The sequence below is a fragment of the Mesorhizobium sp. PUT5 genome (assembly GCF_052216645.1).
Lineage (GTDB): Bacteria > Pseudomonadota > Alphaproteobacteria > Rhizobiales > Rhizobiaceae > Mesorhizobium.
In genome coordinates, this window is record NZ_JBQOSO010000001.1 from 40,939 (window position 1) to 54,293 (window position 13,355).

A 13,355-nucleotide genomic window follows, 5' to 3' on the forward strand; every position below is an offset into this window, starting at 1 on the left:
CGGGCTTGGGCCGCTGCCTCAGTAGCCGGTGCTCGGAATCCACCATTCGCGGCCGCGCACCGTGGTGACATATTCGGGCCAGCGCAGGCCGACCGGCGCCTCGTAATCGGCCAGCGGCGCGATCCACTTCGTGCCGCCGATGCCGCCTCCGGTACGCTCCTCGAACTCCCGGCGGGCGGCAGCGCGCAATTCGGCGTTCTGCATCAGCTCCAGCATCGAATGGGCGATGGTCTTCGACGCGCAGACAACCATCGGGTCGATGGTTTCGGGAATGCCGCCCAGCGCGTTCATCACCCAGTCCGGATAGGCGTAGCCGGCCGGGCCGGTCAGCATCGGGCGGGCGATGTAGAGGCGCGCGGTGGGGGCGTGCCAGCACATGTCTGTATAGTCGTCGGAGGTGTAGTTGACCTGCGAGGGCGGCAGGTCCCGGCGCAGGATGCGCTCGGCCTCCTGCGGCTCGACCAGCTTCTCGCAGTCGGGCAGGAAGGGCTCGGCCATCGGCTCCAGACCGAGATTGGCCTGGATCTCGCGGGCGATGTTCTTGGCATTCTCGCCCCATTTCGGCGCGCCGACCGCGGCGAGCTTGCCATAGACCAGCTCGGCCATGGCATGGTTGGCCAGGCCGGGGCGCGACTTCGACACCCAGATCCTTTCCACGCGGCAGTGGGCGAGCCTTGCGGCGGCCTCGGCGTTGCGGTCGAGGATCAGCGCCGCCTGCTCGGCCATCTCCACCGTCGGCACGCGGATGATGTACTGGATCTCGGCAAGCCGCGCCGGCAAATTGTCGGCGGTAGCCTGCCCGGCCGTCAGGATCGCCTCGCTGATCGACCAGCCGCCCATATGCGGCAGCATGGAATCGCGCAGCGCCTTGGAGGTGCTGTACATCAGGAACAGCGCGTCGTTGGCGCCCGGCGCGCGCACGGCGCTGTGCGCCTGCGGGATGGGCAGGCCGTCGGCGCGCTTCAGCCACGTCTCCGGCTCGTCGCAGACGAAGCGGTAGACCATCGCATAGGCCGCGCCGCAATGCGTGTCCCAGTTCACCGTGTTGCACAGCGGCAGCATGTAGCAGGGGTGGAAGCTGATCATGGCGTCGAGGCCGTCATAATAGCCCTTGGCCGCGTGGATCGGCTTGGAGCCGCGCACCTTCTCGGCCGGCTCGCCGAAGAACTTCAGCGTGCCGGGAATGTCGTGGGCCTGCATGGCCGCCTTGGCGGCGAGCAGGCCGCCGAAGGCGCTCATGCCCAGCGCCGAGTGCGGGTCGGTGTGGCCGCCGGCATGTTCGTTGAGGCCGGCGCGCGGCGCCCTGACGGTGCCGGCCGCCTGGCAGTTGCCGGGCACGGCGTCATATTCGGCGTATGAGGCTATGACCGGGCCGCCCTTGCCGTTGGACCATGATGCGGCGAAAGCGGTCGGCATGCCGCCGGAGCCTTCCTCGACGACAAAACCTTCGGCGCGCAGGCGCTTCACATACCAGGCAGCGGATTCGTATTCGCGCCAGGCGGTCTCGCCCTTGTGCCAGATCTCGCTGGTCCACTTCGACAGCTCGGCGGCGTTCTTGTCCACCCAGTGCGTGGCGCTTTCCTCGGCAGCTTTGCGCGTCATCGTCGGCTCGTCGTTTCCAGGCGCCCGGGCGAGCGGCTCCCGCGCACATAGGGATGGCCCGTCGGGGATGACCCGTGGCGTCCGCTCGGTCTGCGAGCAAACCAGTGAAACGCTTGCGCAAAAAGTGATATGTTTTATCGTTTCGTGAAAATTCCATTCACGCGTCCGGGCAGGAGAGGGGCGGTTGCGGGTTCCATCGACACAGGCGCTGCGCGCACTCGACAGCTTCGCCCGGCACGGCAGCGTGTGGCGGGCGGCGGAGGAGCTGCACCTGACGCGCAGCGCCGTCAGCCACCAGTTGCGGCTTCTGGAGCGCGACCTCGGCTTCGACCTGCTGGAGCGCGTCGGCAAGGGCGTGGCGCTTACCTCGCGCGGCCGGCGCTACGCGCACGACGTGCACAAGGCGCTGACCATGCTGGGCGAGGCGGGCGCGCAACATGGCGACGGCATCGGCGGTTCGTTCCGGGTAAGCTGCACGCCGGGCTTCGCCTCGCTATGGCTGTGCACCCACATTGCCGCCTTCCAGGAAATGTATCGGGACGTGTCGCTGTCCATTCTGACGCCGCGGCGGCTGGACGATGTGAGCAGCCCGGAAGCCGACGCCTTCATCGCCTTCGGCGACGGCAATTGGCCGAACCGCAGCGTCGAGATCCTGTGCGACGTGCATTTCACGCCGCTATGCAGCCCCGCCTTGCTCAACAAGCTCGGCGGCCTGTCCAGGCCGGCGGACGTGCTGCGCACCAACCTCCTGCATCTCGGCGACCATGAGGACTGGGCGCGCTGGCTGTCGCTGACCAAGGTGGAGAACGCCGATCCGGCCGGCGGCATCGTCTTTTCCGACATGAACCTGGTGTTCTCGGCGGCGATCGCCGGCCAGGGCATCGCCATGGGCGACGAACTGACCGGGCGCAAGGCGCTGAGCGAGGGCCGGTTGGTGCGCCCCTTCGACGTCGCCATCCGCTCGCTGCGGTCCTATTATCTGGTTGTCGATCTGGTGAAGTCCGATCATCCGGTGCTGCCCGCCTTTCGTGACTGGCTCCGCTCCAGCCTGGCGGACGCGGCAGCGGAAGTGCGTGGCGCCTATGGATAGGTGCGACCATAGGTGAAGCGAATTTGCCGATAAGGCGAATATAATTCGGTTGCCGTGAGGTGACTGCGCGCATACGCTTTTCACACGCAGGTGAGGTCGTACGCATGCAGCACGCCGCGCGGGCAGCCGAGATCAAGGCAACAGGGATCGGCAAGAACTTCGGCTCGTTCCGGGCATTGAAGAATCTCTCGCTCGATATCGGCCGCGGCGAATTCGTGACGCTGCTCGGCCCTTCCGGCTCCGGCAAGACGACTTTTCTCATGATCCTGGCCGGTTTCGAGGCGCCCAGCGAGGGGCGCCTGTTCAGCGACGGCGTCAACATCACCGACCGCCCGGCCGAGCAGCGCTCTTCGGGCATGGTCTTCCAGGGCTATGCGCTGTTTCCGCATATGAGCGTGGCGGACAACATCGCCTTTGCGCTCAGGGTGCGCCGCAAATCCGAAGCCGAGATCAGGCGGCGCGTGGCCGAGATGGTCGAGCGGGTCGGCCTGCAGGGCCATGAGCGCAAGAGGCCGGCGCAGCTTTCCGGCGGCCAGCAGCAGCGCGTCGCGCTGGCGCGTGCGCTGGCCTTCGAGCCGGGCGTGCTCTTGCTCGACGAACCCTTCTCGGCGCTGGACAAGAGCCTGCGCGGCCAGATGCAGGCGGAGATGAAGCGCCTGCACCAGGAGACGGGCACGACCTTCGTCTTCGTCACCCACGACCAGAGCGAGGCGCTGGCGCTGTCGTCGCGCGTGGCAATCTTCAACCATGGCGAGCTGCTGCAGGTGGGCACGCCGCAGGAGGTCTACGAGCGTCCCGGCAATCGCTTCGTGGCCGAGTTCCTGGGCGAGATCAACATGTTGCCGCTGCGCGACGTGCGCCCCGACCGGGACGGGGTGAGGGGCCTGTGCGAGGACCGGGAGGTCGCGCTGCGCTGCGCCGAGCGCGACGTGGCGGGCGAGGCCCTGCTGGCGATCCGCCCCGAGCATATGTCGATCGCGCGCGAGCCCGGGCCGCAGGAAAACGGCATCGCCGCGACCGCGACGGCCTCGACCTATCTGGGCGCGGCGACGCGGCTGGAGCTGACGACGCGCGGCGGCGCCAGGGTGACGGTCTCCGTGCCCACCGAAACCGCCCGGCTCGCGCTGGGCGATGGCAGCGCCGTGTGGCTGACCTGGCCGGCAGACCGCGGCTTCCTGTTGCCGGGCACTGCATAGGAGACCGCCGGAGGGGTCTTGGACGACAGCCGCATCAACGACGACAAACGACAAAAAGGGGAAACGCCATGAACGACGCCTTTCAGAAAGACTGCCTCGAAATCCTCGCCGAGAAGGTGAAGCGGGGCGAGATCACGCGCCGCCGCTTCACCCAGCTTGCCGCCATGCTGCTGGCCGGCGCGCCGCTGGCGTTCAGGACCACGCAGGCTTCCGCGCAGGCCAAGCAACTCGTCTTCGTCAACTGGGGTGGCGATGCGGTGACGGCCTACGACAAGGCCTACGGCCAGCCCTTCGAGAAGGAGACCGGCATTCCGGTCAAGCAGGACGGCTCGGGGCCGACGGAGGGCGCCATCACCGCCCAGTTCAAGAGCGGCGCGCCGAGCTGGGACATCGTCGATGCCGATCCGTTCTCGGCCATCACGCTGGGCAAGCAGGGCATGATCGAGGAGATCGACTATCAGGTCGTCGACAAGAACAAGATGCGCCCGGGCTTCGGCTGGGACTACGCCGCCTCCAGCTATTTCTACTCCTACGTCATCGCCTACGATTCGGAAAAATACGGCGACCAGGCGCCGACGGGCATGGCCGACTTCTTCGACGTCAAGAAGTTTCCCGGCAAGCGGGCGCTCTACAAATGGGGCAGCGCCATGTGGGAGGCAGCCCTTCTCGCCGACGGCGTGGAGCCGGAGAAGCTCTACCCGCTCGACCTCAAGCGCGCCCATGACAAGATCGCCGCCTTCAAGGACAATGTCATCGCCTATTGGGGCGGCGGCTCGGAAAGCCAGTCGCTGCTGCTGGACGGCGAGGCGTCCATGGCGATCATCTGGTCCACTCGCGGCTCGCTGATCGAGGAGGATTCGGGCGGCCGCATCAAGTTCATCTGGGACCAGGGGCTGCTGTCGCCCGGCGCCATGGCCGTCATCAAGGGCAACCCCGCAGGCCGTGACACGGCGATGAAGTTCATCGCCAGCGCGCAGGACCCGCAGAAGCAACTGGTGATGTTCGACATGCTCGGGCAGGGGCCGGCCAATCCCGCCGCCGACGCGCTGGTCCCGCAGGACAGGCAGCGCTTCAATCCGGTCGATCCCGCCAATGCGAGCAAGCAGATCGCGCTCGATATGGAGTGGTACTCCGAGCATTACGGGCCGGCGCTCGACGAATACACCAAGATCATCTCGGCCTGAGCGCCAGGCGCATGCGGGCCCGCTTCCTCCACCCCGGCGCGGCGCTGTTTCTGGCGCCGCTGCTGGTCTTCCTCGGGCTCGCCTACGCCGTTCCCTTTCTCGGCGTGGTGAAGTGGAGCTTCACCCTGCCCGATCCGGGCCTGGGGCAATACCGCGCGCTGCTCACCGATCCGCTGGTGCAGTCCGTGTTCGTGCGCACCTTCCGCATCTGCGGGCTGGTGACGCTGGCCTCGGTGGCCGGCGCCTACGCCATCGCCTATGTGTGGGTGCGCGGCACGCCCGGCCAGCGGCTGGCGGCGGAATATTGCATCCTGGTGCCGTTCTGGATTTCGGTGCTGACGCGCGCCTTCGGCTGGGTGGCGCTCCTGTCCAACCAGGGGCTCATCAACACCTGGCTGCGGGCCACCGGCATGCTGAGCGAGCCGCTTCCCATGGTGCGCAACGAATTCGGCGTCATCGTCGGCATGACGCATTTCCTCATCCCGTTTGCCGTGTTTCCCATCGCCTCGGCGATGCGCGCCCTCGACGAGCGCGTGCTTTTGGCGGCCCGTGGCCTGGGGGCCGGGCGCACGCGCATCTTCTGGTCGGTGTTCGTGCCGATGACCATGCCCGGCGTCATCGGGGCCGCGCTCATCGTGTTCGTCTTTGCCCTCGGCTTCTTCATCACGCCGGCGATCCTCGGCGGCGGCCGCAGCGTCATGGTGGCCGAACTCGTCTATTTGCGCATCTTCCAGAGCCCGGACTGGGGTTTGGGGGCAGCCATCAGCATCACCCTGGTCGTCATCGTGGGGGCGCTTTCGGCGGCGCTGTTCCGCTACCTGCGGCCCTCGCAGATGGCGGGCTGAGATGAACGGCTATCGTCCCGGCCCCGTCGCGCTGCTCTGCGCCCTGGTGGTGGCGGTCTTCCTGCTGATGCCGCTGCTCGCGGTGGTGCCGGTCTCGTTCACGCCCTCGCGCATGCTGTCCATGCCGACGGGGGCGCTATCGCTGCGTCACTATCGCACGCTGATCAACGATCCCCGCTGGCTGGACAGCATCCTGCTCTCCTTGCGCGTCGGCGTCGTCTCCAGCACGCTGGCGACGCTGTTGGCGCTTGCCTTCAGTCTCGGCATCTGGATGTTCAGGCCGCGCTTTGCCGCCGCGCTGGTCGGCTTCGTTTTGCTGCCCATGATCGTGCCGCCGGTGGTGTCGGCCATCACGCTCTACTTCCTCCTGACCTGGCTTTCCGGCGTCGGCGGCTTCGCCGGCTACGACACCTGGCCGGGCGTTGTGCTGGCGCATGTCGTGGTCACGGTGCCCTTCGCGGTGGTGCTGATCCTGGTGTCGCTCAGCCAGGTGGACCGGCGCATCGACCTCGCCGCGCGCGGCCTCGGCGCCTCCACCTGGGAGCGGGCCACGAAGGTCATCGTTCCCAACATCAAGTTCGGCATATTGACCGCATGGCTCCTGTCCTTCGTGCTGTCTTGGGAAGAGATCGGCGTCACGCTGTTCATCACCAGCGTCAACGCCATCACGCTGCCGCGCCTGATATGGATGGGCCTGCGCGACAATATCGATCCGGCGATCGCGGCCATCTCCGTGATCCTGATCCTGATTACCGTGACGGTGCTGACGGCCCGCATCGTCCACAGGCGGGCCCGCGGGCGGGAATGATTTCCGGCCGCTATTTGTCCCTGCCAGTCTCCCGGAAATATGCTAGCGTGCCGGCGCGTTTTATGGCTGTCCGGTATCATTCCGTTTTCGTTTGAGGGCGATCCGCCAAGGAGGATTGCGAGCGTCGGTGCCATCCATCGGCCGAGCGCCTGGCGCAGCGGACTCCGTCAGGCGGAGCCGTCCCCGACGGAATGTCTCCGCGCAGTCATGATGCGCGCCAAATCATGGGAGGATGACATGAAAGCTTCGTCGATTTGCTATCCGGCAGCGGTTCTTCTGGTTCTCGTCGGCATGGTGTGGGGAATTCAGATGGCGATGTCACAGGACCATTCGGCCATGCCCGCGCACGCCCACCTGAATCTGCTCGGCTGGGTTTCGCTTTTCCTCTTCGGAATATTCTATCAATCCCATCCGGCCATTGACCGGAGCGGGCTTGCCCGCGCCCAGGTCTATGTGTGGATTCTGGGAACGGTGGTCCTGACGGTCGGGGTCGGTCTCGTCCATACCGATCACCCTGTCGGCGATCCGATCGCCGCGGTCGGCTCGCTGATCGTGCTTCTCGGAATGCTTCTGTTCGGATGGCTCGTGCTGAAGGGCCGGAGCGATGAGCAGACGGCCGGCAGGCGCCTGACGCCTGCCGAATAGAAGCGGCCTTCATCCAGGACCGGTCTTGTCTGCGGTTGCCGGACCGGCAGCCGCAGGATCGGCTTTGCGTTCCGGAACGCCCTGTCGATCCTGCTCCGGTGCTCGCCGGGTCCGTGCGGAGCTTACCCTGCGTTACCACGAAGGACGTTGAAAATTGGAATATGCACGCTACTGTCAACGCATGCTGCGGCCGGGCCGCATGCCCGGCGGCGGCCGCAGAAGGAGAAAACTCCCTGCGGATTTCAACGCAAATGCGGCGCCATGCGCCGGGAGGAGGGCAGGAATGCTGAAATCCATGCTGAAGGCGACCGTGTTCGCCACGACCCTGGCGCTGGGCGCGGGCGCGTTCCACGTCGCGGCCCATGCCGAGACTGTGTACAATCGCGGCAGTTCCGCCGAGCCGGAATCGCTCGACCCGCACAAGACCTCCACCGTCTACGAGGCCCATGTCCTGCGCGACCTGTTCCAGGGGCTGGTGATGCAGGACGTCAAGGCCAACCTCATTCCGGGCGCGGCGGAAAGCTGGACGGTTTCCGATGACGGCACCGTCTACACGTTCAAGCTGCGCAAGGACGGCCAGTGGTCGGACGGCAGCCCGGTAACGGCCGCCGACTTCGTCTATGCCTTCCAGCGGCTGGAAGATCCGGCCACCGGCGCTGAATACGCCTCGATGCTCTATCCGATCAAGAATGCCGAGGCGGTGAACTCGAAGGGCGCAAAGCCTGAGGAGATGGGCGTCAAGGCCATCGACGACCACACGCTCGAAGTGACGCTGAATGCGCCCACGCCCTATTTCCTGGAGATGCTGACCCACCAGGCGACCTATCCGGTCAACAAGGCCGCCATGGACAAGCTGGGCGCCGACTGGGTCAAGCCCGGCAACCTGGTTTCCAACGGCGCCTACACGCTGGCCGAATGGGTGCCCAACGACCACATCAAGCTGGTGAAGAACCCCAAGTTCTGGGATGCCGACACGGTCAAGATCGATGTCGTCAACTACATCCCCACCGAAGACCGCTCCTCGGCCATGAAGCGCTTCGAGGCCGGCGAGATGGACAGCTATGACGACCTGCCGACCGAACAGCTTGCCGATCTGCAGAGCAAGTTCGGCGACCAGATCCGCGTCGGACCCTATCTCGGCACCTATTATTTCTCGATCAAGACCGACAAGGCGCCATGGGACGATGTCGAGTTGCGCAACGCCATTTCCATGGCCATCGACCGCGACTTCATCGCCGAGAAGGTGTGGCAGAACTCCATGCTGCCCGGCTATTCCATGGTGCCCCCCGGCATCGAGGGCTATACGCCGGCCATGGCAAAATATGCCGACATGCCGCAGATCGACCGCGAGGACGAGGCCAGGAAGATCCTGGAGAAGCTCGGCTACACGCCCGAGAAGCCGCTGAAGATGGAAATCCGCTACAACACGTCGGAAAACCACAAGAACACGGCGGTGGCCATCCAGGAGCAGCTCAAGCCGCTCGGCGTCGAGGTCAGCCTGCTCAATACCGATACCAAGACCCACTATGCCTTCCTCCAGGAGAAGGGCGATTACGACGTGGCGCGCGCCGGCTGGATCGCCGACTACAAGGACCCGGAAACCTTCCTCGGCATCTCGCGCAAGGCGAGCGGCAACAACTATTCAAATTATGACAGTCCCGCTTTCGAGACGGCCATGGACAAGGCGGCCGCCGCCGGCGGCAAGCCGGAAGAGCGCATGAAGGACCTGGCGGATGCCGAGCGTATCCTTGTGGACGAGGTCGGCAACATCCCGATCCTCTACTACAGCTACCACGACATCGTCTCCAAGAAGCTGCACGGCTTCGAGGACAATGTGATGGACGTGCATCCCTCCCGCTTCATCAGCAAGGACTGACGGGAAGGCCGCCGCTTCCCAGGCGAGGCGGCGGCCCGACCGCGCAAGCGGGACAGTTTAGAGCCTTTCATGGCTACACGGGATCATTCTGTTTCTCGTTTGGCGCGCCGATCCACCAGGAAGGGCGCGAAGGTCGATGTGGTGCATCGACCGAGCGGCCTGACGCCGTGGGCGGCCGCCAAACGGAAACCCGAAGGGCCGGGCCGCTTCGGGCCAAATCCTTCGGGCTTCGGCCTCGGCCGATGCACCACATCGACCTCGCCGAATCCCTCGCCCTTGGCCCAAACCCGCTCCGGCAGAATGTTTCCGTCTAGCCATGAAAGGCTCTAGATGCTGCGCTTCGTATTGCGGCGGCTCTTGACCGCCATTCCGACGCTTTTCGTCATCGTGACGCTGGCGTTCTTTCTCATCCGCATCGCTCCTGGCGGGCCCTTCAACCAGGAACGCGGGCTGAACGCCCAGGTCAAGGCCAATCTGGAGGCGCAGTTCGGCCTGGATGAGCCGCTCTGGCTGCAATATGTCAACTATCTGAAGAACCTGCTGCACGGCAATTTCGGCCCCAGCTACAATCTGCCCGACTTCACGGTGGGCGAACTGTTCGCCAAGGGGCTGCCGATCTCGGTGCAGCTCGGCGCCTCGGCGCTGGTGCTGGCGCTGCTGGTGGGCAGCCTTCTCGGCACCTTGGCCGCGCTGAACCAGAACAAGGCGGGCGACTATGCGGTGATCGCGCTGGCCACCGCCGGCGCCACCATTCCCACATTCGTCACTGCGCCGCTGATCCAGCTCGTCTTCGGGCTTTCCTGGAAGCTTCTGCCGATCGGCGGCTGGGGCGACGGCGCCCTCGTCAACAAGATCGGGCCGGTGATCACGCTGGCCCTGCCGCAGATCGCCATCGTGGCGCGGCTGATGCGCGGCTCCATGATCGAGGCGCTGCGCTCGCACCACATCCGCACCGCCCGCGCGCTCGGCCTTTCGGACTGGTCGGTGGTGGTGCGGCACGCGCTGCGTGGCGCGGTCCTGCCCATCGTCTCCTACACCGGCCCCGCGGCGGCGGCGCTGCTGACCGGCTCCATCATCGTGGAGACCATCTTCGCCATTCCGGGCGTCGGCCGCTATTTCGTCGATGCCGCGCTCAACCGCGACTACACGCTCGTGATGGGCACGGTGGTGGTGATCGCGCTCTTCACCATCGTCTTCAACCTCATCGTCGACGTCATGTATGCGGTGCTGGACCCGAGGGTGCGCTATGACTGACGCCACGGTCGAGGCGGCGGCCATGCCGCATGTGGTGGGACGATCGCTCTGGGGTGACGCCTGGGCGCGGCTCAAGGCCAACAGGGCCGCGATGGTGAGCCTGTTCTATCTGCTGGCCATGGCCTGCGCCTGCATTGTCGGCCCGTATTTCGTGCCGCACACATACACCACCATCTATTCGGACTATGTGCGCATCCCGCCCAGCCTGTCGGCCTATCCCAAGGCCGACATGATCCAGAGCGCGCTCGACGATGTGCTCAAGCGCATGCGCGTGGAATTGAAGGAATGGCACCAGGACGGCGACCAGGTCCATGTGACCGTCGCCGCGCAAAGGCCGATCGACGAGCGCTACCTGCGCTATATCGACCGCTCCGACACATTCGACGCCGCAAGGGTGGAAAGCAAGACGGACGACGGCCTGGAGATGACCTTCGCCACCACGGTCAAGCGGCAATATTTCTTCTTCGGCACCGACAATACCGGCCGCGACCAGCTTTCGCGCACGCTTGTCGCGGGGCGGGTTTCGCTGGCCATCGGCCTGCTGGCCGGCGTGGTGGCCGTCTCCATCGGCGTGCTCTACGGCGCCACGGCCGGCTTCATGGGCGGGCGCGTCGACGAGGTGATGATGCGCATCGTCAACGTGCTCTATTCGCTGCCCTTCATCTTCTTCGTCATCATGCTGGTGGTGTTCTTCGGCCGCAATTTCGTGCTGATGTTCCTGGCGGTGGGCGCGGTGATGTGGCTGGACATGGCTCGCATCGTGCGCGGGCAGGCGATCTCGCTTCGCCGGCAGGAATATGTCCACGCCGCCGAGGCGCTTGGGGTCGGCCCGCGCGGCATCCTTTTGCGCCATGTCATCCCCAATCTGCTCGGCCCGGTGGTGATCTACATGACGCTGCTGGTGCCGCAGGTCATCATCCTGGAGAGCTTCCTGTCCTTCCTGGGGCTCGGCGTGCAGGAACCGATGACGAGCTGGGGCGTGCTGATCTCGGTCGGCGCCAAGAACATCGGCACCGCCGACTGGCTGCTTCTGTTCCCGGCCGTGTTCCTCGTCACCACCCTTTTCGCGCTGAACTTCGTGGGCGACGGCCTGCGCGACGCGCTCGACCCGAAGGATCGCTGACATGGAAGCCGCGGCCGTGGACGGCGCCGGCATGGTGCTGGACGTGAAGGACCTCAAGGTGCGCTTCCGCACCCTCGACGGCGTGGTCGAGGCGGTGAAGGGCATCAGCCTGCACGTCAAGGCGGGCGAGACGGTGGCGGTGGTGGGCGAGTCCGGCTCCGGCAAGAGCCAGACCATGATGGCGGCGATGCGCCTGCTCGCCTCCAACGGCGAAGCCAGCGGCGAGGTGAACTATCGCGGCCGCAACCTGCTCGACCTCGCCAAGGCCGAGCTCAACCGCATACGCGGCCGCAGGATCGGCATGATCTTCCAGGAGCCGATGACCTCGCTGGACCCGCTCTACACCATTGGCGACCAGCTCATGGAGCCGATCCGGCGGCATCGCGGCCTCGGTGCCGCCGCGGCGCGCGAAAAGGCGCTGGAGCTGCTGCGGCGCGTGCGCATCTCCGAGCCGGAGCGGCGGATGAAATCCTATCCGCACGAGATGTCGGGGGGGCAGCGCCAGCGCGTCATGATCGCCATGGCGCTCGCCAACGATCCCGACATACTGATCGCCGACGAGCCGACGACGGCGCTCGACGTCACCATCCAGGCACAGATACTCGGCCTGCTGGCCGACCTCCAGCGCCAGCTCGGCATGGCCATCGTCTTCATCACGCATGATCTCGGCATCGTGCGCCGCTTCGCCGATCGCGTCTATGTCATGCGCGCGGGCGAGGTGGTGGAGGAAGGCGCCTGCACGGCGCTGTTTTCCGATCCCCGCCATCCCTACACGAAGATGCTGCTGGCGGCCGAACCGGAGGGAAGCAAGGCGCCGCCGCCGTCCGATGCGCCGGTCGTCATGGAAGGGCGTGACGTCGAGGTCACCTTCCGCACCGGCGGCGGCCTGCTGTCGGGCGAGCCCATGGTGCTGCGCGCGGTGGACAGGATCAGCCTTCGGCTCAGACGCAACCAGACCATCGGCGTCGTCGGCGAGTCGGGCTCCGGCAAGTCCACGCTCGGGCGCGCGCTGCTCAGGCTCCTGCCGGGCACGGGCGTGATCCGCTTCGAGGGTCGCGACATCTCGGACGCCGGCCGCGACGAGATGCGGCCGCTGCGCAGGCAGATGCAGCTCGTCTTCCAGGACCCGTTCGGCTCGCTCTCGCCGCGCATGACGGTGGGCCAGATCGTCACCGAGGGGCTTCTGGTACATGAGCCCGGCCTGGCGGCCAGGGAGCGCGACCGCCGCGCGGTGGAGGCGCTGGCCGAGGTGGGGCTCGATCCCAATGCGCGCAACCGCTATCCGCACGAATTCTCCGGCGGCCAGCGCCAGCGCATCGCCGTGGCCAGGGCCATGATCCTCAAGCCCAGGCTGGTGGTGCTGGACGAACCGACCTCGGCGCTCGACCGCTCGGTGCAGAAGCAGATCGTGGAATTGCTGCGCAGGCTGCAGGCCGACTACGGTCTTTCCTACCTGTTCATCAGCCACGACCTTGCCGTGGTGCGGGCGCTTGCCGACTATATCGTGGTCATGAGGCAGGGGCGCGTGGTGGAGGAGGGGCCGACCCGCCAGATCTTCGAGGCGCCGCGCGAGGCCTATACGCAGGCGCTGATGGAGGCGGCGATCAACCAGACCCGTTTCCGCCCCGAAACGGACGTTTCCGCAGGCGATGCGGATGACCCTTGCCGCGTTCCCCCGTGAATGTGCGAGCGCGCCGGGCCGGAACCCGGCGCGATGAACGAGCCGGCGCAA

General features: G+C 66.1%; 11 protein-coding genes. 10 read left to right on the top strand and 1 reads right to left on the bottom strand.

All coding sequences use genetic code 11. The features are described 5' to 3' along the window. Positions 1-18 precede the first annotated feature (18 nt). Positions 19-1,602, bottom strand: coding sequence for an amidohydrolase (locus tag ACTDI4_RS00230; RefSeq protein WP_442839206.1), 1,584 nt, complete (start codon positions 1,600-1,602; stop codon positions 19-21). Positions 1,603-1,786: 184 nt separating this feature from the next. Here ACTDI4_RS00230 and ACTDI4_RS00235 point away from each other — a divergent pair, with 184 nt between their 5' ends. The 10 genes from ACTDI4_RS00235 (at position 1,787) to ACTDI4_RS00280 (ending at position 13,304) form a co-directional block, all read left to right on the top strand. After that, complete coding sequence (locus ACTDI4_RS00235) at positions 1,787-2,692, top strand: LysR substrate-binding domain-containing protein (RefSeq protein ID WP_442839207.1); 906 nt, start codon at positions 1,787-1,789, stop codon at positions 2,690-2,692. A 104-nt stretch (positions 2,693-2,796) separates the two neighbouring features. Then, a complete protein-coding gene (locus ACTDI4_RS00240) occupies positions 2,797-3,888 on the top strand; it encodes an ABC transporter ATP-binding protein (protein ID WP_442839208.1) in 1,092 nt (363 codons plus the stop codon). 68 nt (positions 3,889-3,956) lie between these two features. Continuing rightward, on the top strand, positions 3,957-5,072 hold the full coding sequence (locus ACTDI4_RS00245; protein WP_442839209.1) for an ABC transporter substrate-binding protein: 1,116 nt from the start codon (positions 3,957-3,959) through the stop codon (positions 5,070-5,072). Positions 5,073-5,083: 11 nt separating this feature from the next. After that, on the top strand, positions 5,084-5,917 hold the full coding sequence (locus tag ACTDI4_RS00250; protein ID WP_442839210.1) for an ABC transporter permease: 834 nt from the start codon (positions 5,084-5,086) through the stop codon (positions 5,915-5,917). 1 nt (position 5,918) lies between these two features. Then, complete coding sequence (locus ACTDI4_RS00255) at positions 5,919-6,725, top strand: ABC transporter permease (RefSeq protein ID WP_442839211.1); 807 nt, start codon at positions 5,919-5,921, stop codon at positions 6,723-6,725. A 207-nt stretch (positions 6,726-6,932) separates the two neighbouring features. After that, positions 6,933-7,370, top strand: a complete 438-nt coding sequence (locus ACTDI4_RS00260) for a hypothetical protein (protein ID WP_442839212.1) — start codon at positions 6,933-6,935, stop codon at positions 7,368-7,370. Between the two features lie 283 nt (positions 7,371-7,653). Next, the gene (locus tag ACTDI4_RS00265) at positions 7,654-9,246 is read left to right on the top strand and encodes a peptide ABC transporter substrate-binding protein (RefSeq protein WP_442839213.1); all 1,593 of its coding nucleotides are present in this window, start codon (positions 7,654-7,656) and stop codon (positions 9,244-9,246) included. A gap of 330 nt (positions 9,247-9,576) precedes the next feature. After that, positions 9,577-10,500, top strand: coding sequence for an ABC transporter permease subunit (locus ACTDI4_RS00270; protein WP_442839214.1), 924 nt, complete (start codon positions 9,577-9,579; stop codon positions 10,498-10,500). Then, complete coding sequence (locus ACTDI4_RS00275; RefSeq protein WP_442839215.1) at positions 10,493-11,623, top strand: ABC transporter permease; 1,131 nt, start codon at positions 10,493-10,495, stop codon at positions 11,621-11,623. Before ACTDI4_RS00270 ends, ACTDI4_RS00275 begins: the two co-directional genes overlap by 8 nt. A gap of 1 nt (position 11,624) precedes the next feature. Continuing rightward, positions 11,625-13,304 carry an ABC transporter ATP-binding protein gene (locus tag ACTDI4_RS00280; RefSeq protein WP_442839216.1) on the top strand — a complete coding sequence of 560 codons (1,680 nt, stop codon included), beginning with the start codon at positions 11,625-11,627 and terminating at the stop codon, positions 13,302-13,304. Positions 13,305-13,355 lie beyond the last annotated feature (51 nt).

Bases quoted from the DNA above. Each gene is read 5' to 3' on its own strand.
- ACTDI4_RS00280 (WP_442839216.1), top strand. From the start codon at position 11,625: ATGGAAGCCGCGGCCGTGGACGGCGCCGGCATGGTGCTGGACGTGAAG.
- ACTDI4_RS00255 (WP_442839211.1), top strand. From the start codon at position 5,919: ATGAACGGCTATCGTCCCGGCCCCGTCGCGCTGCTCTGCGCCCTGGTG.
- ACTDI4_RS00230 (WP_442839206.1), bottom strand. From the start codon at position 1,602: ATGACGCGCAAAGCTGCCGAGGAAAGCGCCACGCACTGGGTGGACAAG.
- ACTDI4_RS00270 (WP_442839214.1), top strand. From the start codon at position 9,577: ATGCTGCGCTTCGTATTGCGGCGGCTCTTGACCGCCATTCCGACGCTT.
- ACTDI4_RS00260 (WP_442839212.1), top strand. From the start codon at position 6,933: ATGATGCGCGCCAAATCATGGGAGGATGACATGAAAGCTTCGTCGATT.
- ACTDI4_RS00245 (WP_442839209.1), top strand. From the start codon at position 3,957: ATGAACGACGCCTTTCAGAAAGACTGCCTCGAAATCCTCGCCGAGAAG.
- ACTDI4_RS00250 (WP_442839210.1), top strand. From the start codon at position 5,084: ATGCGGGCCCGCTTCCTCCACCCCGGCGCGGCGCTGTTTCTGGCGCCG.
- ACTDI4_RS00240 (WP_442839208.1), top strand. From the start codon at position 2,797: ATGCAGCACGCCGCGCGGGCAGCCGAGATCAAGGCAACAGGGATCGGC.
- ACTDI4_RS00265 (WP_442839213.1), top strand. From the start codon at position 7,654: ATGCTGAAATCCATGCTGAAGGCGACCGTGTTCGCCACGACCCTGGCG.
- ACTDI4_RS00275 (WP_442839215.1), top strand. From the start codon at position 10,493: ATGACTGACGCCACGGTCGAGGCGGCGGCCATGCCGCATGTGGTGGGA.